Annotated in this window: 25 protein-coding genes; 13 read left to right on the top strand and 12 right to left on the bottom strand. The window is 69.5% G+C overall.

All coding sequences use genetic code 11. The features are described from left to right. Positions 1–138: 138 nt before the first annotated feature. The 3 genes from BMX65_RS25755 to BMX65_RS25745 all read right to left on the bottom strand — a co-directional run bounded on the left by BMX65_RS25755 (position 139) and on the right by BMX65_RS25745 (position 2,828). Positions 139–1,485 carry an FtsK/SpoIIIE domain-containing protein gene (locus BMX65_RS25755; protein ID WP_075002728.1) on the bottom strand — a complete coding sequence of 449 codons (1,347 nt, stop codon included), beginning with the start codon at positions 1,483–1,485 and terminating at the stop codon, positions 139–141. A gap of 2 nt (positions 1,486–1,487) precedes the next feature. After that, positions 1,488–1,838, bottom strand: a complete 351-nt coding sequence (locus tag BMX65_RS25750; protein WP_075002727.1) for an SCO3933 family regulatory protein — start codon at positions 1,836–1,838, stop codon at positions 1,488–1,490. A 201-nt stretch (positions 1,839–2,039) separates the two neighbouring features. Next, a complete protein-coding gene (locus tag BMX65_RS25745; RefSeq protein WP_027759825.1) occupies positions 2,040–2,828 on the bottom strand; it encodes a GntR family transcriptional regulator in 789 nt (262 codons plus the stop codon). A gap of 114 nt (positions 2,829–2,942) precedes the next feature. Between BMX65_RS25745 and BMX65_RS25740 the strand changes: the two genes are divergently transcribed. The 4 genes from BMX65_RS25740 to BMX65_RS25725 all read left to right on the top strand — a co-directional run bounded on the left by BMX65_RS25740 (position 2,943) and on the right by BMX65_RS25725 (position 5,067). After that, positions 2,943–3,350: an NUDIX hydrolase gene (locus BMX65_RS25740; RefSeq protein WP_075002726.1), complete on the top strand. Its 408-nt coding sequence runs from the start codon at positions 2,943–2,945 to the stop codon at positions 3,348–3,350. Positions 3,351–3,395: 45 nt separating this feature from the next. Next, positions 3,396–3,869, top strand: coding sequence for an ATP-binding protein (locus BMX65_RS25735; protein ID WP_075002725.1), 474 nt, complete (start codon positions 3,396–3,398; stop codon positions 3,867–3,869). After that, a complete protein-coding gene (locus BMX65_RS25730; RefSeq protein WP_075002724.1) occupies positions 3,866–4,186 on the top strand; it encodes a hypothetical protein in 321 nt (106 codons plus the stop codon). Before BMX65_RS25735 ends, BMX65_RS25730 begins: the two co-directional genes overlap by 4 nt. Positions 4,187–4,620: 434 nt before the next feature. Beyond that, positions 4,621–5,067 carry a hypothetical protein gene (locus tag BMX65_RS25725; protein ID WP_079172080.1) on the top strand — a complete coding sequence of 149 codons (447 nt, stop codon included), beginning with the start codon at positions 4,621–4,623 and terminating at the stop codon, positions 5,065–5,067. Here BMX65_RS25725 and BMX65_RS34350 read toward each other — a convergent pair. After that, positions 5,054–5,476 carry an HIT family protein gene (locus BMX65_RS34350; RefSeq protein ID WP_425315515.1) on the bottom strand — a complete coding sequence of 141 codons (423 nt, stop codon included), beginning with the start codon at positions 5,474–5,476 and terminating at the stop codon, positions 5,054–5,056. The two genes, BMX65_RS25725 and BMX65_RS34350, sit on opposite strands and share 14 nt — an antisense overlap. Before the next feature lie 2 nt (positions 5,477–5,478). Next, positions 5,479–5,919, bottom strand: a complete 441-nt coding sequence (locus tag BMX65_RS25715; RefSeq protein WP_075002723.1) for a TIR domain-containing protein — start codon at positions 5,917–5,919, stop codon at positions 5,479–5,481. 2,128 nt (positions 5,920–8,047) lie between these two features. On the opposite strand from BMX65_RS25715, the gene BMX65_RS33710 reads away from it, so the two are divergent. Then, a complete protein-coding gene (locus tag BMX65_RS33710; protein WP_239502208.1) occupies positions 8,048–8,575 on the top strand; it encodes a hypothetical protein in 528 nt (175 codons plus the stop codon). A 238-nt stretch (positions 8,576–8,813) separates the two neighbouring features. Here BMX65_RS33710 and BMX65_RS33035 read toward each other — a convergent pair whose 3' ends face one another. Beyond that, positions 8,814–9,479 (bottom strand): hypothetical protein, encoded by a 666-nt coding sequence (locus BMX65_RS33035; protein WP_162637691.1) that lies wholly within the window; start codon positions 9,477–9,479, stop codon positions 8,814–8,816. Between the two features lie 459 nt (positions 9,480–9,938). Here BMX65_RS33035 and BMX65_RS25690 point away from each other — a divergent pair, with 459 nt between their 5' ends. From BMX65_RS25690 to BMX65_RS25675, 4 genes are read left to right on the top strand one after another with little or no spacing between them, the layout of a single operon-like run. Then, positions 9,939–10,313: a hypothetical protein gene (locus BMX65_RS25690; RefSeq protein ID WP_075002719.1), complete on the top strand. Its 375-nt coding sequence runs from the start codon at positions 9,939–9,941 to the stop codon at positions 10,311–10,313. After that, a complete protein-coding gene (locus BMX65_RS25685) occupies positions 10,310–11,875 on the top strand; it encodes a hypothetical protein (RefSeq protein WP_075002718.1) in 1,566 nt (521 codons plus the stop codon). The genes BMX65_RS25690 and BMX65_RS25685 overlap by 4 nt, the downstream gene beginning before the upstream one ends. An 11-nt stretch (positions 11,876–11,886) precedes the next feature. Next, positions 11,887–12,414 (top strand): protease inhibitor I42 family protein, encoded by a 528-nt coding sequence (locus BMX65_RS25680; RefSeq protein WP_075002717.1) that lies wholly within the window; start codon positions 11,887–11,889, stop codon positions 12,412–12,414. An 8-nt stretch (positions 12,415–12,422) separates the two neighbouring features. Then, a complete protein-coding gene (locus BMX65_RS25675; RefSeq protein WP_075002716.1) occupies positions 12,423–12,845 on the top strand; it encodes a hypothetical protein in 423 nt (140 codons plus the stop codon). A 461-nt stretch (positions 12,846–13,306) separates the two neighbouring features. On the opposite strand, the gene BMX65_RS25670 is transcribed toward BMX65_RS25675, so the two are convergent. Continuing rightward, a complete protein-coding gene (locus BMX65_RS25670; protein ID WP_075002715.1) occupies positions 13,307–13,753 on the bottom strand; it encodes an anthrone oxygenase family protein in 447 nt (148 codons plus the stop codon). A 90-nt stretch (positions 13,754–13,843) separates the two neighbouring features. On the opposite strand from BMX65_RS25670, the gene BMX65_RS25665 reads away from it, so the two are divergent. Further along, positions 13,844–14,422, top strand: coding sequence for a TetR/AcrR family transcriptional regulator (locus tag BMX65_RS25665; RefSeq protein WP_075002714.1), 579 nt, complete (start codon positions 13,844–13,846; stop codon positions 14,420–14,422). A 305-nt stretch (positions 14,423–14,727) separates the two neighbouring features. Here the strand turns inward: BMX65_RS25665 and BMX65_RS25660 are convergent, their stop codons facing one another. Beyond that, positions 14,728–15,357, bottom strand: a complete 630-nt coding sequence (locus tag BMX65_RS25660) for a type III effector protein (protein ID WP_075002713.1) — start codon at positions 15,355–15,357, stop codon at positions 14,728–14,730. 128 nt (positions 15,358–15,485) lie between these two features. Between BMX65_RS25660 and BMX65_RS25655 the strand changes: the two genes are divergently transcribed. After that, positions 15,486–15,917, top strand: a complete 432-nt coding sequence (locus BMX65_RS25655) for an Hsp20/alpha crystallin family protein (protein ID WP_075002712.1) — start codon at positions 15,486–15,488, stop codon at positions 15,915–15,917. A gap of 542 nt (positions 15,918–16,459) precedes the next feature. Here the strand turns inward: BMX65_RS25655 and BMX65_RS25645 are convergent. Then, positions 16,460–17,353: an RNA polymerase sigma-70 factor gene (locus BMX65_RS25645; protein WP_075002710.1), complete on the bottom strand. Its 894-nt coding sequence runs from the start codon at positions 17,351–17,353 to the stop codon at positions 16,460–16,462. A 72-nt stretch (positions 17,354–17,425) separates the two neighbouring features. Continuing rightward, positions 17,426–18,637, bottom strand: coding sequence for an NAD(P)/FAD-dependent oxidoreductase (locus tag BMX65_RS25640; RefSeq protein WP_075002757.1), 1,212 nt, complete (start codon positions 18,635–18,637; stop codon positions 17,426–17,428). A gap of 326 nt (positions 18,638–18,963) precedes the next feature. Here BMX65_RS25640 and BMX65_RS25635 point away from each other — a divergent pair, with 326 nt between their 5' ends. Both BMX65_RS25635 and BMX65_RS25630 read left to right on the top strand, forming a co-directional pair. After that, the gene (locus BMX65_RS25635) at positions 18,964–19,701 is read left to right on the top strand and encodes a TetR/AcrR family transcriptional regulator (protein ID WP_075002709.1); all 738 of its coding nucleotides are present in this window, start codon (positions 18,964–18,966) and stop codon (positions 19,699–19,701) included. 265 nt (positions 19,702–19,966) lie between these two features. Next, positions 19,967–20,767 (top strand): SPFH domain-containing protein, encoded by an 801-nt coding sequence (locus BMX65_RS25630; protein ID WP_075002708.1) that lies wholly within the window; start codon positions 19,967–19,969, stop codon positions 20,765–20,767. A 267-nt stretch (positions 20,768–21,034) separates the two neighbouring features. On the opposite strand, the gene BMX65_RS25625 is transcribed toward BMX65_RS25630, so the two are convergent. Together BMX65_RS25625 and BMX65_RS25620 are read right to left on the bottom strand one after the other, a co-directional pair. Beyond that, positions 21,035–21,490, bottom strand: coding sequence for a hypothetical protein (locus BMX65_RS25625; protein ID WP_075002707.1), 456 nt, complete (start codon positions 21,488–21,490; stop codon positions 21,035–21,037). 228 nt (positions 21,491–21,718) lie between these two features. Beyond that, positions 21,719–22,990, bottom strand: coding sequence for a helix-turn-helix domain-containing protein (locus tag BMX65_RS25620; RefSeq protein WP_075002706.1), 1,272 nt, complete (start codon positions 22,988–22,990; stop codon positions 21,719–21,721). Positions 22,991–23,148 lie beyond the last annotated feature (158 nt).

Below are 23,148 nucleotides of genomic sequence, written 5' to 3'. Positions count from 1 at the left end.
AGCGATGACCGCCTGCACGAGCACGGCATCGACCCGGGCGAGGTGGGCGCGCATCGGGGCACCTCCTTCCTGTTTTCGGCATGGGAGGGGTAGGGAGGTGGCGCGAGGGCGGTCGCGCCGGCCGGATTGGGGATCGGGTCAGGCGGTGGCGGGCCGGGGCTTGGTCAGCGAGGCAGGCTGGAACGGCTTGAGCGCGGGCAGGTCGGGCACCAGGTGCGCGGTCCGCTCACACGCGGCGGCAGCGTCGGCCAGGGACAGGTACGGGGTGCGGATGCGCGACCAGCCGCCGGACGTGTCACCCACGACCGCGAGGCCGGGGCGTTCGGGGGCGATGGTGCAGGCAGCTCCCACCGCCTCGGGGGCGATATCGCCCAGCGCCATCTTTGCCGAGGGCTCATCGTTCACCCGGTGGCAGACCCGCCCGGAGAGCTGGGCGCGGAGCATGGTGGCGCCCTTGCCCAGCTCGGCCCCGAAGCGCTGCCCGCACACCTCCAGGTAGATCCCCGCAGCCCGCCCGAGCTGGGCCAGCCGGATGAGCTGGGTGACCATCTCATCCCGCCGTTCCTCATCCTTGCGAGAGGCGACGAGGAAGAGTTCGGCGACCTCGTCGACGAACAGCACGATCGGCACCGGCCGTTCGCTCTCGGGCAGGCCCCACACATCCGAGGTGATCTCCTCATCCGGCGTGGACGGGGCGATCCCCTGCCGGGCACGGATGAGGTCGTAGCGGTCCTCCATCTCCCGGACGAGTACGGGCAGCAGCTCGGCAGCCTCAGCCGGTTCGGTCGCCAGCGCCGAGAGCCGAGGCGCGAACGGAGCCAGTTCCACGCCCCGCTTGCAGTCGATGCCGGCCAGCGCGACCCGCTGTTCAGCGAGCCCAGCTACCAGGTGTCGCAGGTACATCGACTTGCCCGACAGCGTGGCCCCCAGCACCAGCTCATGCGGGATGGCGCGGTAGTCGCGGACGAAGGCGGTTGCGTCCTCCCGCAGCGCCACCGGCACCCGCAGGAACCCGCCACCCGCCTTGCGCGGCATCCGTACCCGCCGCAGCACGTCGAAGCCGACCAGGCGCAGTTCGACCACACCGGGCTTGACCGGCTCGACGTAGACGCCATGCACACCCCAGGCATGCCGCAGCCGCTCAGCAGAGGCAGCCACGTCGGCGGGCTCCTGCCCCGGAGCGAGCCGCAGACGTATCCGCAGGCCGGTCGAGGTCGGCCGCAGCATCCCCCGACGAGGCGGCACCGGCCGCACCTCACGACGAGTCGCAGCCCGCACAGCCAGCGCCCGCAGACGGGACGGCGGCACGGTCAGCCCGCACGAATCCATGACCGACCCGTACGAGCCCACCAGGCGCAAAGCGGAGGCAGGCATGCCGACCGCCGACCAGTAGGCGGCAGGGTGCCGGGCCCGGAGGTAGGCGGCACCGGCACCCAGACCGGCCGCGGGGCCGCCTACCTCCATCAGCGTCATCAGCTCGGACACGGTCAGGCCCCCACGCCCGCCGGAACGGCACCGGGAGCGACGGCGGCGGCGCGGTAGGCGATGCCGTGGCGCTGCTGCCCGTTGAACACCGAGTCCCACGGCCGAGCCACCAGACCCGGCAACGACACGGGGGCGCCGAGGGCGAGCCCGTCCGTCACACCGCTCTCGGGAACGGTGACGTGGATCAGCGAGGACTCGCCCTCATCGATGTAGACGACGCCGACCTTCATCAGCGTCTCGCCGCTCACCGCGTCCTTGGCGACTTCCCCGGTCTGCCGGTCGCGGACCTTGGGCGCGGGAGCCTCGGTCAGGAGGATGGTTGCGGAAGTGGTCTCAACTCGAATGGTGCGCAAGGCCGTTTCTCCTTGTCCGTACGCCGGAGCGGTGAGAGCTAGTCGTCTAGACAAGCTCTCGGATGGTTCGCCCCGGACGTGCTTGTCGGGATGCGGATACTCTGCCACACGTCTTGCCCACTCGTCTATACGAGTATGCCTCTCGGTGTGTACGAGTCCGCGAGAAACGACCCAGCGCCGCCGTCACGGGCCCGACATGCCCTAGTTGGCGGGGAGTTGGTAGGCGAGGACGTAGGCGTCGGCGGCCATGACGGTGTCGCAGACCTCGACCGCGCGTCCCTCGGTGTCGTAGGCGGTGCGGATCAGGCTGATCACGGGGACGCCGGAGGAGAGGCGGAGCATCTTGACCTCGGCCGGGGAGGGCATCCGGGCGCGGACCTCTTCGTCGAAGTGGTCCAGGCGGTGCCCCAGCTCTTCCAGCCGGGCGTAGATGCCGCCGGGCCCGGGGTTGGGTTCGGCGATCTGCGTCCCGCGCGCCAGATCCAGCGGCAGATACGAGACGGCGAACTCGACCGGCCGTCCGTCGAGGAGATAGCGGCGCCGCCGGGCGAGGACCTTGCGCGGCGAGCCCAGGCGCGCGGAGATGTCCGGTGCCGGCTTCTCCTCCCGTACCTCCAGGCTGTCCACCTCGGGCTTGCTTCCCGCGGCTTCCGCTTCGACGGTGAAGGCCGACTTGCCCTGATCACGATGCCGACGTGCGAACCGGTCCGAGGCCAGACGCCTGACCGGGGGCCGTGGTCGCACGAAGACGCCTTTCCCGTGCTCGGAGGAGACCAGACCCTCGCTCTGGAGGATCGAGAGCGCGTTGCGCACGGTCATCCGGGAGACCCCGAAGTGCTCGACCAGCTCCGCCTCGGACGGCAGCTTGGCACCCTCCTTGAAGCGCCCCTTGTCGATAGCCTCCCGGACCTGGTCGGCGATCTGCCGGAAGACGGCGCGATCACTGGTCGGGTCGAGCGCCCCGAGAACTCCGGAGGACAGTGCAGCCATAACGGGTACTCCTTTGGATATCTAGACGAGCTACTGAGTTCTGTTGCTACGGTGGAGAAGCCTAGCCATCTGAGGGGACCAAGGAACGTGAGCACGGTAGAGCGCCCCCACTCCGTGAGCGTCGCAGGGGTCATCGTTGACGACGCAGACCGAGCGCTGCTCATCCAGCGCCGCGACAACGGCCAGTGGGAGCCACCCGGCGGCGTCCTCGAACCCGGAGAGACCATCCCCGACGCGCTCCAGCGCGAGGTCCTCGAAGAGACCGGCATGAAGATCGCCCTCCCGGCGACCCTCACAGGCATCTACAAGAACATGAGCGGCCTGATCGTCTCCATGGTCTTCCGCTGCGAAGCGGTCGACGGCTCCCCGACCACCGGGGAGGAGACCTACGCCCTTCGCTGGGCCACCCGCGAAGAGGTCACCCAGCTCGCCGACGAGGCATACGCGGTCCGCGTCCTGGACGCGCTCGACGGGGCATCCCCGCCGGCCATCCGGGCCCACGACGGCGTGCGACTCGTCTAGCACACACCCACTACCCATAGCGGCCACCAGCACGAAGGAACTTGTATGCACGAGTATATGAGTACGGAGCGGATCTGGGAACTCACCTGCCCAGGACTCCCCGAAGAGGTCGGCCGAGTCCGCCGCTGGACCCGCGACGTCCTGCACGACAGCCCCCACGCGGACGACGCCGCACTGATCGTCAGCGAGCTGGGCTCCAACGCACTCACCCACTCGGCCAGCGGCAGCCCCAACGGGAGCTTCCACATCTCCCTGCACCGATCTCCCGGCACGGTCGTCCTGGCGGTCACCGACACCGGCGGAGGTGCAACGAAGCCCCACGTCGCGACACCGGACCAGGACGACATCCACGGCCGCGGCCTGGGACTGGTCGCAGCACTGGCCAACCGCGTACAGGTCAGCGGAGACGACTACGGCCGAACCGTCACCGTCGAGATCAACGACCAGCACCAGGCGCCGGCCAAGCCCTCAGCGAGAAGGGTCCGCGTAGGTCTGCCCGCCCCGAGGTCGATGGCATGAGCGAGCAACCGCATGCGCCTCAGCAGGTCTACTACTGCGAGTGCTACGTCAACGAACGCTGCATCGGCACCTACGACGCCTACAGCCCACGCGAAGCCCTGCGATGGATGCGCATCAGCCTCATGATGATCGCAACCACCCTGGACGAAGCCCCCTACAGACGCGCCCGCACATGGCTCGACCACGGCCAACCAACAGCAGCCCACGACCTCCAACAGGGCAAGCCCCACACCCTCACACTCAAGCAACGCACCACCCACGCCACTTGGACAGTCAGCCCGATACCGTGCCCACCAGCCCCCGAAGCGCGTGCGTAACAACTTTCTCTACGACTTCAAGGCGGCCCGCTGACGCGGGCCGCGCGCGGCCCGGCGGGACCGCGCCGCCGCTCCTGTCTCCGCCCCGCTCCGGCACGCCCCCACCGCCCCGCGCGACAGCAGGCAGCGGCCAGTTGAGGTCAGAGAAGGGGTACGTCGTGGCTGGGGACGGTCGGCTCCACGGCTTTAGGCAGCCACTTTGGCGCGAGCCTCGAAGATCAGGGGGCCGATCGGGCACTACGCGGGCAGGCAGAGGCTGCCCGATCCGCTGGCAAGCGTAAGGCCCCCTGATCTCTCGCGCCAAAGCAGCTCCAGCCCAAAGCCGCTCCACCGACCTACGCCGCTGCACTTCCACCGAAACCACTCTTGTGGACCTAGGCCCCCATGAGCTACTGATTAGCCCACTAGCGGTGACGCAGAAACCAGGGGGGCGCGTGCCAACAAACGACTCAGGAAACCCGTCAATCACACAAGAGGAGATAAAGCATCTCGAATTCATTCAAGCGATAGTCACACGACTCGGAAACGGTTCATTCCTAATCAAGGGGTGGACAATGACTGTCGCCGGAGTGTTCTTCGGAATCTCAGCGAACAATCCCGGCTGGAAGATCGCCGCAGCCGGGATCATCCCCATCATGGGATTCTGGCTCCTCGACAGCTACTTCCTCAGGCAGGAGCGACTTTTCCGCAGGCTATACGATGATGTCCGAAGGCCCGCAATTCCCGTGGAGCTATTTTCCATGAATGTGCAGCCATATCACAGGACGGTGCCTTGGTGCGCAGTCATTCGCTCTCACACGATGGTTAATTTTTACGGCACGCTTGCGCTTGTCGACATAGCCTTCATCGTGAGCGGGATAATTAGAGTCACCCGAACCTAAGCTCCCTCCTAAGCAGCTCTGCGACTTCGGACTTGACCTCACCCGCGCACGGCTCGCCGGGCGGCCAAATATCACCAAAGCGGTCAGCCGCCCATCGGGGAACGAGGTGCACGTGAGCATGAAATACAGACTGAGAGGCCGCAGCACCAGCAGAAGTAATCACATTCATACCATCCGGGCTCAAAGCCCGCTGAATACCTCGACCCACTTTGGCTGCCGCCTGCATCAAACTGCTTAGAGACGATTCGGGCAGTCCGAAAAAGTCAGCGAAATGACTCTTCGGAATTATCAGGGTGTGACCCACAACCGCAGGCCGGAGCGGGAAAAACGCCATATTATCCTCGTCTTCCCAGAAGATTGTTGCAGGCGCCTCTCCCGAACCAATTGCGCAAAAGTCACACCCTTGCACGATCACCTCTCATCGTAAGCAGTCTCAACCCACTTGCTGAGATTGTTGTACCCGTCGTCGTTGACCCAGTCGTAAGTCGCGTACTCGGAACCGAGAGGATTAGCACCCCTGCTATCGCGATTCCCATCCCGGTCGCGGATGTTATGGACATAGATCCCAAACAATCCGTTTCCTCGCGCGATACTCTGGGAGATCTCGTACTTCACCCAGCGCCTCTTAGACGTCTCGGCGCCGATTAGTACAGCAGTGACTGTCGTTCCGTACAGGGCGCCATCGATGAGCTTACGCAATGCATCGTCACCCTTGAGCTTCGACTCCTCCCAGAGGGAGGCATCGATGAACTCCGGAGCGATATCTGTTTTTAGAGCGGCACTTTTCCGCACTACTGCCGAGCGCCATACGTCACGCTCGTAGTGGAAGCTGAAGAACGTTCGACGAGCCATGGGTCCCCCTTGACCTGACACCGCGGCCATGAACTGCCGGGCACCTCTGGACGGATCTGGCCGTAGCCTACCGCCGACCAAGGGCATAAGCGGGTAAAGATAGAAAACGCAGGACGCAGTTCCAGTACGTAGACGTAGCTGCAACACAGGCTGCACTGGCACCTGCACGCACGAGCGCCCTCCCGGGCCGTCCTGGGGCCGTGAGAGAGCGCTCGTTGATGACCAGTGCTGTCAACTGGCGTCGAGCGCACCGCAGTTCGGAGCTGTGATCGAGTGGGCGGCCGCAGGTCACAGCCGTCCGTGATCAGTTGTGGCTGAGCTGGGCGTGATCCGCACGGTGCTACGAAGTACTTCGGCTCCCATAACGGCCAATGCAGTCAGGGCACCGTGATCACGCACGTGCCATCGAGGCGTGCTCTGAGTGACCGAACTGCCACTGCCTGCGTGGCTCAGGCAGACGGGGGTACAACAGGCACACGCGCGCCTAGTCGTCCGGCGCACCCGCCGTCGTGGCGCGCTGTCTGTGGCTGAGGTCCAAACGCGGCGCCGGTTGCGGTACAGCTGCGAAGTACAGCAGCCCCACCAACCACCACCGCCTGGCGCCGCCCCTCCCACACCTCGTAGCGGCCGGTATGCCCCTCACCGCCCCACCCACCTCCGGCTACGGACCAGATGCTGCCAACCTCCTGTGGCCAGTGCGTCACCAGGTTCGGCAGGTTCACCGAGCGTCTCCCGGTTTCCGACGCCCTTGAGGCCGTGTTCCGTCGTCGTCCAAAGCTTCCTGCGCGGCGACCACGAACACGTCGTGAGTGTCCCCCAACCTCTGGACTGCTCGCTCGTGCACGTCCCACATTGCTTCCGAAGGGAAGACGCCCTCCGCGAAGACGTGCACAAGACCTTCGAAGCTGCGCAGCAAATCTTCGTTGGCGGCTCCGACCTGCCCAGCAGCTGTGGTTACTTGGGCGGGGCCGAGCAGAGCAACATCGCGCCAGGCTTCTCTCACTCCACGGCATCTGGACTGACAGTCCTGGAAGTACGCGAGCCCCACGCTTACGAGAGCTTCCTCGGGCGCGTTCGCGAAGTAGTCCTTCGAGAGCTGATTGCGCGCAGCGCTGACGGTACCGATCAACTCCCTGTACGCGGCTTCGCGCGGCTCGCGGCGCTGGCGCACGTGTTCGGAGCGCGCCGTGATTCGTGCTTGCTCTCGTCCAGTCCATCCGGTCGCGACGGAAGCCCCGATCGTCGCGATCGCTCCTACGAATGCTCCCGCCACAGCTGCTATCCCGCCATCCATGACGCCAGTGTGCACGGGAGGGCCAGGCGATGCGGACCGGGTCGGTCCAGTCCTCCGGCAACGTGTCCGAACGCGCGTCCCGGAAGGGTGCAATCCCTTCCAGAGCTGATGGCCGCCATGACTCTCTGGTAGTCCCAAGAAGCAACGGGTAGGGACCACTGAGTGCCACGACACCGACCAGACACAGCCATCCCGCCAGTAGTTCGCAACGAGGTGATCGTGCTGGGCCTCAGAAGCGGTCGCGCTCGGGCAGCTCTACAGTGCGCCGGAGCACACCCGTTGGCACTGCACGCGCCTCCCACGGCAGGCAGCCTGTACCGGACTCTTGCCGGAGGAGTCGGATCGAGACCAGGGGGCGAGCGTTCGTGGCACGGACACAGTCCAAGTGCGGTGCACTGACGACCAAGCGCACACGTTGTCAGCGATTGGCATTGGTCGGGGCCTCGCGCTGCGACATCCATTGCGGCCCTTGGTCGAGGGAAGCCGCCGGGTGGCGGAAGATGAAGCCGAGGAGCGGCAAGGGCCGCAAGCGCGGCAAGAAATGACGGCCGGCACTGCCCCTGACATCTACGGCTGACATCAACAGGCACGAACTGCCGCGTGCCTCAGCGGCGGGCGAGGCACAGCCTCTCTGCCCCTCATGCGTGCAGCCACGGCCCCGCATGCCACCCCGATCGAACTCCTAAAGCGGGTGTCGCAGGTTCGAATCCTGCCGGGGGCACAGTAAAAAGCCTGGTCAGAGGCCCCTCCGTCCGTCGGACGGGAGGGCCCTCGTGCTCGCAGCACACATATGGCACACACGCCGCTGCGGGCAGAGGTGGGGAGCTGTGCGAGATGCCCGCGAAGGACGAGCTGACCCGACGCCGGTACGAGAAGCTGGTCGACCGGCTCGAGTCGCTACTGAACGCCGCTCTGAAGCCGGAGTACGAGGGCTACTACGGGCAGCTGATCCTCAACACGGACGATCTTGCAGAGATGGGTGACCTCAAGGACGTCCGACGTGCCGCCAGGGAGGCGGGACAGCGTCTCGGCTGGAAGACGACGACACGCCTCGTCAGTGGAAGGCTTTTCGTCCTCGACGAGCGCGAGGTACCCGAGGAGATCGAGCGGCTGGCCGGGGATACGGCCACTGCTGCGATCGACCGGGCCCGGGAGGAAGGTCGCCGGCCGCGCGGCCAACCTGATCCGGAGGGAGCCACAAGGGGCCGCCCCACCGCCTCAGCGCGGTGGGGCGGCCCCTTCGGTTACGGCTGCCCGGCACGGATCAGGCACACATCACGCGGCGTCTCCCTCCAGGGTGGCCACCCCGTCCAGCGACATCTACAGCATCGGCAGAGTGATCGCCTGGGCGTTGACCGGTGACATGCCATTGCCCAACAAGCAGTTGCTCCCGGGCCCTGGCCCTTGGCGCAACATTGTCAGAGCAACCACCCAGGAGGACCTCTCCCGCGGGACTGCTGCACGTGCCCGGACATCTACCCCGCCGTCGTGGCTGACTCCCTCCCTGAGGTGCCAACGGCACTCGCTCGAGAGAGCGCTGTCGGGACCGGAGCGAGGGCGCCCCCCGAGCTCGGGCCCTTTCTTCAAGCGGAGACGTGGTTCACCTGCTGAGACTTGTCCGGCGCAGAACCCGCGGTGCGGACACGTGGCCATCTCGAAGGACCGAGGCTTCTACAAGCACTGCGACATCGGCGGGCAGGGAACGACTGTCGCCGTTCTCGGCCAACCATCGAGCTGCGGCCACTGTGCCGTAGGTTGACCAACCGCCGATCAGCACAACGCGCTTGTTCGGGTTGAGAGGGTTCGGGGCTCGGACGATGTAGCCGCAATCACGTGTGATCTCGCCGTCCGCCGCATCTCCTGTGTAGGCCGTCCCCTCCCAGGTGATCGCTCCTCCGCCGAGCCGGATCGGCAACGCCTCCCCCATGTCCTCCAGGATGCGGCGGGCTGTCTCGTTGTTCTTCGGTCCGCCCAGGATGAGCAGGTCGTGCTCCATCTCGCCGCCCGGCACATGCGCCGACAGGCGAACCCTCTCCAAGTCGAGGTCCCGATAGGCGTGGGTCAGTGAGGGGACGATCACGGACAGCGCCCGGACCTGGCCCAGACCGGCTACGGGTCGCTGGTAGCGGCCGGTGTCGACATAGGAGGTGTCCAGAATGATGGAGAGATCGCCTGCGCTCAGGTAGCGCCATGTTCGGCGTGCAGGCAGCCGCTTGAGTACGAACCAGCGCACCAGAGTGCCGATACCGGTGAGCGCGGCAGCCACCACTGCACTGAGAATCTGCGAGCCCACAGCCCCCGCGACAACATCGATGGCGATCTCTCCCTCCTCTGCCCGTCCGCAGACCCTACGCTCGCCGTGTCACCTGAGTCCCCTGTCGCTCCCCAGTGCGACAAGACCGCCTCCATCCATGAAGCCGCTTCTGCATGGCCTCATGGATGCTCTGAACCAGATCCCGTGCACGGCGAACCCTGGGCCGAGCAGAGGGCCTTCGCCATCCTCATCTGACATCACCGCGGGCGGTCCTGCGAGGGGGCCTCGCGCTCGGGCCCCGTCTCGGTCGTCTGCCTGTCATTCCCCGGCCCTGAGTCCGCCGGCCGGCGGGCTGCCGGTCACCGAGACGACAGGCAGGCTCCTGGTGGCGGCCTGTCCGCGGCTCATTATGATGACCATCATTTGACGCGGACCTGGTAGGCCGGTGGGTCGGGGAGGGCGAAGAGGGCCATGGGGCGAGGACGGTCGGATCTGGGGCTGCAGCGCAAGCCCACGCTCAGTCAGGGTGAACGGCTGGACGAGGCCGCCCGGGCGCTCGACGGGATGGGGAAATCGGTGGGCGGGGCCGCTTTGTTTCCCGGCATGCCGTCCTGGCCCATGAACCCTTTCGACGGTGCGGACTTCGGCGAGTACGGCGGGCAGGAGGCGTTCACCTCGTTCGCCCACAGGTGGCACGAGGAGATCGAGGTCCTGGCGGGAGCACTGCGTCAGATCCACCGCAGGATCGGGGACGGCGTCACTCTGGGCGGGAACACCGACCACGGCGTCCGCAGCAAGCTCAGCACCATTTCGGTGCCGGACGAGCCGAAGGAGAAGCAGCGGTGACCGCCGTGGGGCGGCGACGCGAGGGAGCGCTCAAGAAGTTGCGCGAAAAGCTCGAAGCCCTCCATTTCGACGAGCTGGGCAAATTCGTGGGCGATCCGAGCAACACGGCGCTCGTCGACCTCATCGCCGAAGCCATCGGCTTCCCCGCCCCCGAGGGCTCCCCTCGCACGGTCGAGGGCAAGGCCGCCGACTACCGGAGAGCCGCCAGGCAGGCCGATGAGGTCCGGGGCGGAGTGAGCGCCGTGGCCACTGCGGGCTTGCCGAACACCTGGGTCGGGGAGGCGGGTTCCAAGGCGAGCGAGGTGACCAAGGCCGCCGCGCGGAACGCCGAGCACATGTCGGAGACGTTCGGCACGGCCGCCCGCGAACTCGCGCTGCTGGCCGAGGGAATCAGTGCCGCGCAGAACAAACACGACTTCGGCCTCGACGCGCTGCGCAGCGCGCGGAACATGCTGCCCGACGGCGGCAAGGCGTTCTTCGCCACCGCCGAGGACGCCATCCAGGCCCGCAAGGTGGCGCTCGCCGGCATCGGCTACCTGGAGTCGGGCGTGGCAGCCGCCGAGGCGGCGGGGAAACGGGCCGAAAGGGCGCTGGACAAACTGGCCTCCGAGGCCCGCTCCGGCCAACTGGACACCCGGCACCTGTCGGACGCCGACCGGGTCGTCCTCGCCGACGCGGCCGCGCCCGGCGGTGACCCGTCGGAGAACGAGATCCTCACCAACCGGGACCTGAAACGCTCCGGCGTGCGCCTGAACAGTCTCAGCGCCCACGACCGGGCCGCCTACGACAGACTGCTCGACGGAGCCAAGTCGCCGCAGGAGCGCGCCTATCTGGTCAAGGCGCTGGCCGCCGGCTACCCGATGTCCCGCATCCAGGACTTCGCCCGCAAGATCCATCCGTACGGCGACAAGCCGGCCTGGCTTCAGCAGCACCTGACGCCCATCGTCAACCGCTCGGGCGACTCCCGGAGGGAGGGCGACCAGTCCCAGACGGTGACGTTCGACGGCCAGCGGTGGGAGCAGGAGGGCGACACCTGTGTGGCCCTCTCCACGGTGACCATGCACGCCCAGAGCGACCCGCTGTACGCCCTGGAGCTGACCACCGGCGGGCACCCCGGGGACCCGGACCACGACAACGGGGATGCCTTCGAGGAGCGGCTGCGTGCCGAGGAGACCAGGGTCTACGACCGACGTGCTGAGGGCGAGGTGGGGATGAGCGGCAAGGAGAGCGAGATGGTCGCCGACGACGAGATCGGGGCCCACACCGGGAGCGACTACGAGGCCCTCTCCACCAGGACCAAGGAGTCCCGTGAGGAGGTCCTGCCCAAGATCCGCGACGCGGTCAACAGCGGTCAGCCCGTACCCTTCGGCGCCCGGACGGGCGACAAGTTCGGTCACCAGATGATGGTCATCGGCCAGGACGGTGACCGGCTCCAGATCTACAACCCCTGGGGATTCACCACGTGGGTCAGCGAGGACGATTTCATCAACGGCACCATGGGCGGCGCGTCGAGCGACAAGTACTCCACTCCCACCGACATCAGGCTCCCCGCACAGAAGTAGGACCCGCATCCATGACACGCACCCCGGCCCGGCGTATCGGCCCGGCAGCCGTCGCCGTCGCGCTGCTGCTGGCCCTCTCCGCCTGCGGCGGCTCGGACGACGGCGGTGGGGGCCGCAGCGACCGGGAACCGGCGACGCCCGCCCCGGCCTCCTCCGGCCCGGCGTCCGCGTCCCCGTCCTCCTCGGCCACCCCGGACAAGGTCTTCGACAAGAAGCACACCGACGTCCAGGTCGCGCCCGGCGACACGTTCTCGCTGAGGATACGGATCAGCCCCAGCGCCGGATACGACTGGGAACCCGTCAGCCCCGAGCCCGACAGCGCCGTCGTGGTCAAGACGGGGGAACGGGAGAAGGTCGACTCACCGGACCGCATGGGCTCCCCCGGCTCCCTTTTCCTCGACTACCGCGCAAAGGCCGAGGGCAGCACACAGGTGCGCCTGCGCAAGAACTGCTTCGAGTGCGGTGGCGAGGAGGAACGAGCCGCGAAGGCAGGCAAGAAGGGCCCAGAGGTCGTCTTCCACATCACCGTGAAGGAGTGACACCACCCATGTCACCGGACCGGACGACCGACGCCGAGCTGCGTGCTCTCGACATCCCCCTGCTGCTCCGCTACGGCCTGACCCTCGGCGGCGCCCACCGCACCGCACTCTTCGGCGACGGGGCGGTGGCCGCCGCGCTGACCGTGGAGGAACTCGGTGTCCTGCCACGCGCGGTGGCGTTCCTGGCCGAGGTCGTACGCCGCGACGGACTGCGGGCCGCCGTCGGGCTACCCGAGCCGCTCCCCGGACCGGAGGCGGCACGCACCGCCGAGGAGTGGCTCACCACCGCCTCTTCCGTGGTCAAGGAGACGGATCTGGAGAACGAGGAACAGGTCGCCCGCTGGTTCGAAGCAGTAGCCGCCGTTCTGGCCCTCCGCCACAGCGGGGCCGGTTCACACAGCGCGCCCGCGCCCGGCGGGCGCGCTACCTGAGTACCGACGGACACGGCCCCGGGGTGCCGCGGCGGCTGTCGGTGAGCCGTGCCTCCTCGCCAGCTCCACTGCCCCGACCTGCAGTCCCGTACGGGCGTCCCCGAGTGCGTCCCGGAGTGCGTCCCGGATCCTCGCGGCGGTCCGCTGCTCGGTGCGCCGCATCACCGGGTGGACGCGTCACCGGGTAGGCGGGACATCCGGATGCCGGAGACGGACGGCGTCCAGACCACCAGGCGCATCACCGGCGACGCCGCCCCCGAGGGCGCACGGGTACTACGAGACCGGGCTGATCGCCCCGGGCAGGGGCGATCAGGAGCACTGAACCCTTCTTGTCCGTGCGGAGGAACGGCGCCTCCGGGGGGGTGGCAGTGGGGCCGGAGGACCGCTGGCCGATCGGGTGTTGCGGGGCAGGCGGCGGGTGCCGGGCCGGCGGCTGGTTGCCGGGCCGGCGGGCCCGGGGCTCAGGTGAGGGCGGTGACCAGCAGGGCGAAGGCGGCGATGATGACGGCGACGCGGACGTAGTGCCAGCGCCCCCAGCGGTTCAGCTGCTGCTTCCAGTCGGCGGGCCGGTTCTCGGGGGTCCACGTCCTGTTCCGGTTGTTGATCGGAACGAGCAGCAGGATCGACATGGCCACGCTCAGGGCCAGTAGTGCGCCGGCGGTGACGACGAGGCCGGTGCCGTGGTGGTGCCACCCGGCGACAGCCCAGATGCCGACGAGGACGAGCGAGCCGATGTACCAGACCGGCATCACGGCGCCGAGCATCCGGCCCCCGTGGGCGTGGCCGAGCTGGCCGCTGTCCTCCGGGAGGGCGTCGAGGATCCGGTTCATGATGAAGGCGACGGAGAATTCCACCCCCACCATCACGCCGACGATCACGGTGGTGACGACCTCGAGTGCGTTGAGCATGATGAACCTCTCGACATCTAGTGTTGCTAGCTGACGGGTCAACGCTAGACCTTCTACCGCTCGCTTGTCTAGCGGTGCTAGGGTCCAATCATGTCGGTACAGGAACGCAAGGAACGCGAACGGGCGGAGCGCGAGCGCCTCATCGTGGCGACGGCCCGCGAACTCGCCGAGCAGCAGGGCTGGGAGGCGGTCACCACCCGCCGGCTCGCCGAGCGCATCGAATACAGCCAGCCCGTCCTCTACAGCCACTTCCGCGGCAAACGGGAGATCATCGGGGCCGTCGCCCTCCAGGGCTCCACCGAGATGGCCGCCGCGGTGCGGGCCGCGACCGCCACCGCGGTGGGCCCGCGCGCCCGGGTCCACGCCCTCGCCCGCGCCTATCTCGACTTCGCCGAACGCAACCCGGCGGTCTACGACGCCATCTTCCAGCTCGACGGCGGCCTCGCGTACGCGCAGGAGGACACCCCCGAACCCCTCAAGGACGCCTTCGCCGCGCTGCTGGAATCCCTCGGCGAGGTCGCCGGGAACGGCATCGCCCCGGGCCTGTTCACCGAGGTGTTCTGGGCATCCCTGCACGGGGTGGCGACCCTGACGCGGTCCGGACGGCTGCCGCCGGGGGACACCGAGGCGAGGGTGGAACTGCTGGTGGACCGGCTCCCGGTGGACTGACACAGCGCCCCGGCAGGCAGGCGGCGGCCCCTCGGGCCCCGCCGCCCGCCCAGCGGCTGCTCGGCCCGGCCTGCCGCCGGAGATCCACGGGCCTTCGGACCGCCGCGAGCCGGAACAGCACGGACAGCGTGCTCCGCCGCGGCAGGGAAGGTGCCCTCACGGGTCCGGACAGGACCCGGGGCGCCCTCCCCGCACGGGCGGGGAGCAGTGGTCTCCGGGACGGCGGCTCGTTCCCCGGGACGGCGACTCGTTCCCCCCCGGGGCGGAGGTCGCCCCGGCTGGTACCGCGGCGCCTCGGGCGCGGATCAGGGAGGAGTGAGGCTGTCGAGTCGGGCGGCGAGGTCGGGGTGGCCGGTGGCCAGGTGGGGGCGGGTGGCGGCCAGGGGGGCGAGGAGTTCGGTGGGGTCGTCGTGGGCGAGGGCCGCATGGAGTTCGTCGACCGGGGGGCGGGCGGCTGCGGGCAGGTCGGTGAGGGCGGTGATCTGTCCGGCGAGGCGGCGCAGGCCGGCTGCGTTGTGGCGGGCCCACGCGGCAGTGGTGCGCTTGGCGGCGCGGGCCTGTCGGGTGGCGGTGATGCGCTGTTCACCGGTGGTGCCGACGGGGCCGGGGCGGCCGCGCAGGTAGCGGCGTTCGGCGGCCTGGCGACTGGTGACGCCGAGGGGTTGGGCGAGGTCGGCCCAACTGGCGCCCGCGTCGCGGGCGGTTTCGATCAGGCCGGTCTCCCATCCGGCGAGCTGTTCGCGCACCTGCCGGAGCAGCAGCAGGGACGCCAGGGCCTGCTCCGGTTCCGGTCCGGGGCCGGAACCGTCAGAGGTGTCGCGCTGGGCGGTGTGCAGGGCGTCGTCTATGGCGTCGAGAGCCGCCGCGGCGGCGAGGAACGACGCCGGGCTGTGGGCGTCGGTGCTGGTTGCGGGCGGCTGGTCTGCTGCAGCCATGGGCCACCTCCCTCGGTCGGTCATCGTGTCGATGACTTCCTGCTTGTCATCGGCTGGATGACATGTTACAACAATGGCTGTGAGGCGCATTGGCAGCAACTGCCCGACCTTCTGGAGGTGTTTTCACGATGTTGATGCGCACTGACCCCTTCCGTGAGCTGGACCGGCTGGCACAGCACCTGGTCGGCCCGGGGACCTGGTCCCGGCCGTCCCCGATGCCGATGGACGCCTACCGCGAGGGCGACGAGTACGTCGTGGCCTTCGACGTCCCCGGTGTCAGCGCGGACGCGATCGACATCGACGTCGAACGCAACATGCTGACGGTCAAGGCCGAGCGCCGGCCCGTGGCGAAGCCCGACGACGTGCAGATGGAACTCGCGGAACGGCCGCTGGGTGTCTTCTCCCGGCAGATCACACTCGCCGACACCCTCGACACCGAGCGCATCCAGGCCGACTACGACGCGGGCGTGCTCACCCTGCGCATCCCGATCGCCGAGCGCGCCAAGCCCCGCAAGATCTCCGTCGGCGCCGGAACCGGCCGCAGGGAGATCTCCGGCTGACACGGGCCGGACGGGTGCGGAGGCCGGGGCGTGTCCCCCAGCACCCCGGCCTCCGCGCCCCCGTGAGACACGCGCCCCGTGGGACATGGGGCGGGAAGCCGCTCGAACACCGGCGCACCGCGGAGAACCGGCTCCCCGGTCAACTGCTCAGGGACGAGGCCGCGCTACGGGCGGCCAGCACGGCTCCTCGGCGGGTGTAGGACGTGTCGCCCGGCTCGCCGCCGGCGCCACGGCTGCGGCTGTACATGACTCGTCCTGCGCCTCCCAGACCTCGCCCATGCCGCCCTCGCCGAGCCGCCGCACCAAGCGGTACCGCTCTCCCAGGAGTTGATCCCGCTCCACTGCCCTCTCCCCCCGTCCCGGGCCAACCTGCCCACCCGCCGGTGAGGAGATGCTTCGCCCAGCCCCCGTCTCGGAGCGAGCCGGGCAACGCGATGGCACTCACCGGAACACGAGCGGCCGACGGCGCTCCGTGCGGAGAGGGACGACGCGACCGGTCGGCACGGTTTCAACGGCCCCTCCGCACAGCAGCACCTGCCGGGTCACCGCAGGGTGAGCGGGGTCTCGGTGCGGACATGGGTCAGCTTCTCCGGGTTGCGGACGAAGTAGAGGCCGGTGATGCGGGTGTCGTCGACGCGGATGGCCATGACGCCGTCGAGTTCGCCGTCCAGGCGCACGGCGAGCGCCGGGTTGCCGTTGACCGTGGTCGGTTCGGTGGTGAGCGCGGCTTCCACCCTGCTGGAGCCGCCGAGGTAGAAGCGGGCCACCTTCTCCGCGCCCACGACCGGCCGCAGCGCGGCCCGTTTCACGCCGCCACCGTCGCTCACCAGGACGACGTCGGGCGCGAGCACGTCCAGAAGGCCCTGCGGGTCCCGGGTTTCGAGGGCGCGCCGGAGGGACTCCACCGCGGCCCGGGCGACACTCGCGGGGACGGCCTGGCGGGGGCGGCGGGCGTCGACGTGCCTGCGGGCGCGGTGGGCGATCTGGCGGACGGCCCCGGGGGTCTTGTCGACGGCGGCCGCGATGTCGTCGTAGTCGAACTCGAAGACCTCGCGCAGGACGAAGACGGCGCGCTCGGTCGGGGACAGTGTCTCCAGGACGAGCATGAGCGCCATGGACACGCTCTCGGCGAGCTCGACGTCCTCCGCCACATCGGGTGCGGTGAGCAGCGGCTCGGGCAGCCACTGGCCGACATAGGTCTCCTTGCGGCGCTGCATGGCGCGCAGCCGGTTGAGCGACTGGCGGGTGGTGATCCGGACCAGGTAGGCGCGCTGGTCGCCCACCCGCGCCAGGTCGACCTTCACCCACCGCAGCCAGGTCTCCTGCAGCACGTCCTCGGCGTCGACCGCCGAGCCGAGCATCTCGTACGCCACGGTGAACAGCAGGTTGCGGTGGGCGACGAACGCCTCGGTCGCCGGATCGGTGGGGTCGCTCATCGTGCGTTTCCTCTCTCCGCCGCGGCAGGGCCCGGCTGTCGGCAGGGTGCTCGGCCGGGCCGGCCGCGCATGTCAGGTGCCCGGCTGTGCGGCGCGTCCGACAGTGGCGGCCGCCTCGTCGCGGCGGCTGCGCACCAGTTGCCGACGGTTGGTGTCCTTGAACTTCCAGGTGTGCGAACCGGGCTTGCGCGCCTCGTCCGCCAGTTGCCCGATCAGGCCCGTGTAACTGCTCTCCTTGATCTTCACGGCGAGGCGCCCGCTGACGGAGAGCAAGTTCGCGGTGTCGTCCCTGGAGGCGAGCTGCACGGTGGCGTCGCGTCGCCCGAGGCTGACGCACAGGCCGAAGAAGCCCACGTCGATGACGGCGGGGGGCTCGCCCGCGATCCGGCTGAGGACCGTGTCGGCGGCGTGCGCGCCCAGCGGGTTCGCGGACTGGCAGCTCATCCGCAGCGGCAGGCCCGACGGCGCTGCCGAGTCCCCGGCCGCGACGATGCGGGTGTCGTCCATGCTGGTCAGGGTCTCGTCCGTGAGCAGGCGGCCCAGGGCATCGGTGCGCAGTGCGCTGCGCGCCGCCAGTTGGGGCACGCCGAACCCGGCGGTCCAGAGGGTCACCTCGCTGGGCACCGTACGGCCGTCGCGGAGCCGTACGGCGTCCTGCGTCACGGCGGCCACCTTCGCGTCGGGGCCCTCGAGCACGGAGACGCCGCGCTCGACCAGCCGCCTGGTGATCGAGCGCCGCACCCGGGGGTGCAGATACGGGCCGAACGTCCCGCCGCATGCCAGCGTCACGGTGCGGCCCGTCTCCGCGAGTTCGGCGGCGGCCTCGATGCCGAGGGCGCCTGCCCCGACGACCGTCACCGCGGCTCCCCGCGGTGCGGCTTCGAGGACGGGACGCAGCCGCTGCGCCTCCTCCAGGGTGGCGATCGGGTAGGCGTACTCGGCCGCACCGGGTACCCGCGGGTCGGCGCTTCCGCTGCCCACGGCGTAGATCAGGTAGTCGTAGCCGAGCGGGCCACCGGTCGCCGGCGTCACGCTGCGCTCGGCCGCGTCGATCCGCGTCACGGAGTCGACCATCAGGTGGACATTCTCGGCCAGGATCTCCCGGTAGTCCACGACGGGATCTCCGGCGCCGCCCACGGTCTGGTGCAGGCGGATCCGGTGGACGAAGGCCGGCCGGGGGTTGATCAGCGTCACGGTCACGTCGTCGCGCTGCGTCAGGCGGTTGGCGGCCATGACGCCCGCGTATCCGCCGCCGACCACCACCACGTCGGTGTTCTCAGCCATGGTCTCCTCCGTCTCCAAGGGGGTTCGGCCTCCAGACACCGCGTGCCGGACGGACGTGACAGATTGTGAGCCAGATCACTCCACGGTCTCGTTCTTCCGGCGTTCCGGTCTTCCGGCATTCCGGGGCCCGGGGCCCGGGGCCCGGGGCCCGGGGCCCGGGGCCCGGGGCCCGGTGTCCCGGTGCGGAGCCGCGGGGCGCTCCGGTAGCCGGGGCGGCGCCGGTGGGGCGCGGCGGGCAGCGGAGACGGGGTGTGCACTGTCAGATTTTCCTCACAGCGCGACGACTTCTCGGCCCTCCACGAACGGCGGCGTCGTACCGTCGCCGTATGCCCGCAGACGGACACGCAACCCTGCCCTCCCTGCGCCAGCGGCGCAGGGCCGCCGCCACCCAGGAGATCCTGGACGCCGCCGAGTCGCACATCGCGGCAGAAGGCCCCGGAGCCCTGTCCCTGCGGGCGGTCGCCCGGAGCCTCGGCATGACCGTGCAGGCGCTCTACCACTACTTCCCCAGTCGGGACGCGCTCGTGACGGCACTGGTCACCAAGGCGTACGACGACCTGGCCGACGCCGTGCAACAGGCCGTCGACGCCGCGCCGGACGCGCCCGGAGTGCCGCGCATGGTCGTCGCCGCGGAGGGGTACCGGCAGTGGGCCATCCACCACCCCGAGCGCTTCCAGCTCCTCTACGGCACCCCGCTGCGCTACTACACGGCGCCCGCCGACGGTCCGACCACCCAGGCGATGCGCAGGATGAGCGACATCTTCCAGCGCGAGATGTTCGGCGGATTCACGACAGCGCAACTGGCGCAGGCCGACACCGCCGTCCCACCGCCGCTCCAGGAATTCCTGGAGGGCCTGCCGCTCGGTGGTCCGGACGCGCTGCCGCCCGCTGCGGCCGCTCTCCTCTTCAGCGCCTGGGGGCACATGCACGGCCTCGTCGTCCTGGAGGTGTTCGGGCACACCTCCTTCATCGGCGACCATCAGGCCGAGCTCTTCCACATGGCGATGCGGAACCTGCTCGCGGACACCCACCGCCGGATTCCCGGCGTTGCCGGACCGTCCTGACCGCAGGCACCCGGTCGCCGGGCCGGCCCCGGACCCCGTTGCCCTGCGCACCGTCGTCACGCGCTGCCGTCACGGCACTGCCGTCACGCACCGCCATCATCAGCCGACGGTGCGAAACCCCCGAACGTGCGCGCATAACTGATCGATATACAGATGGGTATACAGATGGTCTCGGTGTGCATCCCCGCGCCGGGGGCGCCGGTCTCGTTCTGCGGAGCTCTGCGCCGTACATGAGCACAGAGCGTTGAGCACAGGGAGATGCACAGTGCGAGTCGCTATCCGTCGTACGGTCCTGACCGCTTCCGCGGTCTCCTTCGCGCTTCTGGCCACCGCCTGCGGTGGTGGCGAGAGCAGCGACGAGGGCCGGCAGACGAAGGGCGGGGCGGGGTCCGAGAAGCCGGCGGCGAAGGCGCTGTCCGCCGACAAGCTGGAGAAGCTCGTGGTCACCAAGGACGACCTCAAGGACCACGAAGTGAAGAAGCCGGGCAAGGACGAGGCGTTCGAGCCGGGCTCCGTCTCCGTCGAGAAGGCCGAGTGCAAGCCGGTCGCGCAGGCGCTGTCGGCCCTGCCCGCTCGCGCCCCGAAGGCGACCGCGCAGCGGCTCGTCGTCCACAAGTCCAAGGCCGCCGAGAAGGGCATGCCCTCCACGGAGGAGCTCGGGGAGATGACGGAGAAGCAGGCCGAAGAGGCGACGATCGACTCGCTCGACATCACCAAGACCCTGACCTCCCTGTGGTCCTACGACGCCGACGGGGCCGAACAGGCCCTCGCCACGCTGCGGAAGGCCGGCAAGACGTGTGCCGGGGGCTTCACGATGACCGCCGACGGGGAGAAGCAGCAGGTCACCAAGATCAGCCAGGAGAAGGTGTCCGCCGGGGAGGACGCCGTCGCCTGGACGATCGGCACCAAGCAGGACGGCTCCGCCGCCGACACCAAGGTCGTCGTCTTCCGGCAGGGCACCACGCTCGCCGGGTTCTCGTCCTTCAACATCGCGTCGGTCACCCGGGGCGAGGACTACAAGCAGCCGACCGCCCTCATCGACGCGCAGGCGGCGAAGCTCGGCTGATTCCGCGGCCGCGCCCGAAGCCTGCTTCCGCGGCCGCGCCGGTACCGAGGCCACGGTGCGGGCGTCCGCTCCACCCGAGGCGGGCCGTCCCGCTCCACCGGGCGCGGGACGTCTCTTCGCGGAGTCCGGCGACGCGCCCACCCGGAGGTCCTGCCGTCCGCACGGGCGGCAGGACCTTCCGCTGCCACGGCACGCTTCACGCCCCCCGCGCGCACACGGAGACGCCCGGGGGCGTTCGCGGGCCGGAACGGTGCCCCGGGGCGCGGTTCAACCCCTCTCCTGCGTCGGCGCGGCCTGCGTCGGCGCGGCCTGCTGGGGCGCGGCGGGGCGGGGCCGGGGGCCCAGGTTCTGGGTGATGGTGGCGTGCAGGGCGGCCTGCAGGGCGGCCGTCGGTGTCAGGGAACCGGCCGGGGTGCAGGGAACGGCCCAGTGCGGCCCCGGCGGATGCAGGCGGCTGCTGGGCGGCACCGTCACCCAGCTCGCCTCGCCCAGCACCTGCACGGCCGCGAATTCGCAGAAGGACCACCCCTGCGCACTCTCCGGCTCGACGAGCCAGTACAGCCTGCTGCCGTAAGGGTCGCGGATGACCGCGCCGGACGCGGAACCGAGCCGGGTCAATACCCCCTCCCCCAGGTAGGCGGGGACGCGCACCGCGTCCCACCACTCCCCGGCGGGTAACAGCACGGCATCCAGACCCTTCGGCAGTGGCCACCACACGGTCACGGCTTCTCCTGTGCGTCTTCAGCGGCTTCGGCCTCTTCGGCGCCACCACGGCGTGGCGCTGGTCGTCCCCGCGCCGTCGGGCGCATCCCGCGTTTCCTCACGCTCTTCGCATGTCTCTACGTGTGGGGACGCGTTCCACTTTGCCGACAGCGGCAACCGGAAAGTGTCACCAATGTGTGACACCCCCGTCGCACACCGTGGCCAGGGACACGTCCGCTCGCCGGTCCGTCACAGGCAGAGCCACGCGGCCATGTTGTCCAGCGAATCGGGTGTACGGCGGCGCTGGGCCACCAGGCCGTTGATGGTCTCGCGCGCTCCGGGGTGGTATCGGGTCTGCTCCGGCGCCAGCTTGCGCGCCGTCACCACGGACTCCAGCGCGGCGTCGCAGTGCCCCGTCTCCATCTCGGCACGCGCGCGGTCCACGTAGAAGTGCGCCCGCCGGGACATCGGCCAGCCGTGCGGAAGGCGGACGCCGCGGGACTTCTCCAGCGCCTTCCCGTAGCGCCGCAACTCCACCTGGGCGGACACCTCGTGCACAGCGACGTTCGCCGGTCCGAAGCTCAGCCAGTGCACGCGCCCGGCCTCTCCGGTGCGTCCGGCGTAGGAGGCCGCCTCGCGCAGATGGGTCTCCACCGCGTCGTTGTCGTGTGCGCGGGCCGCGATGACGCTCGCCCCCAAGTGCAACTGGCCGCGCACGACCAGGGTGTCGCGAGCCTCCGGCGCGGCACTGTCCGCACCGCCGGCTCCGGAGAGGACTCTGTGCCCCGCCTCGATCAGCCGCAGGCCGATGGTGTGCTCCCCCTCGCGGAAGTAGGAGAGTGCGCGCATGTACTGGCGCACTGCCGCCAGCAGGGGGTCCGAGGCGCGCTCGGCGGCCCAGCCCAGCCGGTCGAGTGCGATGGTGGCCAGGTCGTAGAAGCCGAGCTTGGTGGCGATGTCGTGCGCCGTGCGGTACGCGGATCCGAGCGTCTGCCACCGCGCCGTGGTGCGCTCCTGGTGGGCTGCCGCGGTGGCCTCGGCGATGAAGGGCGGCAGGGCGTGCGCCGCCTTGCTGAGCTGCGTGGCACGCACCATCCGGCACAGGTCGTCGGCCCGGGCGGCGAGTTCGGCCGCCGGGAGGATCCCGGCCCGTTCGCCCTGCCCGCTCGCACCGCGCAGTTCATGCGCGTCGGCGAGGTCGTTCACGTCGTGCAGGTCGTTCACGTCGTGCAGGTCGTACAGGTCGAGCGCCTCGCGGATCGGGCGGATGAGGGCAGCGAGCCGGTCCTGCTGGAGCTCGGTGACGTAGGGCTGGCCCGTCAGCACCGTCACGTCGATGCGCAGCACTCGCGCCACAGCCGAGACCAGGTCGGGCGAGGCGTTCTTGCGGCCTTCCTCCACCTGCCGTAACAGGCTGTAGGAGTACGGGAGCCGCGCGGCGAGCCCGCGCTGCGTCAGCCCGGCCAGCTTGCGCTGATGGGCGATACGGACGCCCGCGTGTTCTTCCTGCTGCCCGCGCATCCGCGACTCCGTTCCTCGATGGCCTCGGAACCGTATGCACGGTGTGCGACAGGGGCGGATTTCAGCCGCGAGCTCCACTCGATCGGGTGCAATCGAGTTGCGCGAGTGCGCCACAGTGTGAGATCTGCGCTGCGGTGCGCGGTCGGCGACGGACGCGG

It is taken from the genome of Streptomyces qinglanensis, from assembly GCF_900111245.1.
GTDB lineage: Bacteria > Actinomycetota > Actinomycetes > Streptomycetales > Streptomycetaceae > Streptomyces > Streptomyces qinglanensis.
This window is presented reverse-complemented; position numbering and strand designations above follow the sequence as displayed.

Excerpts from the sequence above, each read along its gene's own strand:
- BMX65_RS25670 (WP_075002715.1), bottom strand. The coding sequence starts at position 13,753 with ATGCTCAACGCACTCGAGGTCGTCACCACCGTGATCGTCGGCGTGATG.
- BMX65_RS25680 (WP_075002717.1), top strand. The coding sequence starts at position 11,887 with ATGACACGCACCCCGGCCCGGCGTATCGGCCCGGCAGCCGTCGCCGTC.
- BMX65_RS25745 (WP_027759825.1), bottom strand. The coding sequence starts at position 2,828 with ATGGCTGCACTGTCCTCCGGAGTTCTCGGGGCGCTCGACCCGACCAGT.
- BMX65_RS25655 (WP_075002712.1), top strand. The coding sequence starts at position 15,486 with ATGTTGATGCGCACTGACCCCTTCCGTGAGCTGGACCGGCTGGCACAG.
- BMX65_RS25620 (WP_075002706.1), bottom strand. The coding sequence starts at position 22,990 with ATGCGCGGGCAGCAGGAAGAACACGCGGGCGTCCGTATCGCCCATCAG.
- BMX65_RS33710 (WP_239502208.1), top strand. The coding sequence starts at position 8,048 with ATGCCCGCGAAGGACGAGCTGACCCGACGCCGGTACGAGAAGCTGGTC.
- BMX65_RS25675 (WP_075002716.1), top strand. The coding sequence starts at position 12,423 with ATGTCACCGGACCGGACGACCGACGCCGAGCTGCGTGCTCTCGACATC.
- BMX65_RS25690 (WP_075002719.1), top strand. The coding sequence starts at position 9,939 with ATGGGGCGAGGACGGTCGGATCTGGGGCTGCAGCGCAAGCCCACGCTC.
- BMX65_RS25645 (WP_075002710.1), bottom strand. The coding sequence starts at position 17,353 with ATGAGCGACCCCACCGATCCGGCGACCGAGGCGTTCGTCGCCCACCGC.
- BMX65_RS25640 (WP_075002757.1), bottom strand. The coding sequence starts at position 18,637 with ATGGCTGAGAACACCGACGTGGTGGTGGTCGGCGGCGGATACGCGGGC.
- BMX65_RS25635 (WP_075002709.1), top strand. The coding sequence starts at position 18,964 with ATGCCCGCAGACGGACACGCAACCCTGCCCTCCCTGCGCCAGCGGCGC.
- BMX65_RS25735 (WP_075002725.1), top strand. The coding sequence starts at position 3,396 with ATGCACGAGTATATGAGTACGGAGCGGATCTGGGAACTCACCTGCCCA.
- BMX65_RS25715 (WP_075002723.1), bottom strand. The coding sequence starts at position 5,919 with ATGGCTCGTCGAACGTTCTTCAGCTTCCACTACGAGCGTGACGTATGG.
- BMX65_RS25665 (WP_075002714.1), top strand. The coding sequence starts at position 13,844 with ATGTCGGTACAGGAACGCAAGGAACGCGAACGGGCGGAGCGCGAGCGC.
- BMX65_RS25730 (WP_075002724.1), top strand. The coding sequence starts at position 3,866 with ATGAGCGAGCAACCGCATGCGCCTCAGCAGGTCTACTACTGCGAGTGC.
- BMX65_RS25660 (WP_075002713.1), bottom strand. The coding sequence starts at position 15,357 with ATGGCTGCAGCAGACCAGCCGCCCGCAACCAGCACCGACGCCCACAGC.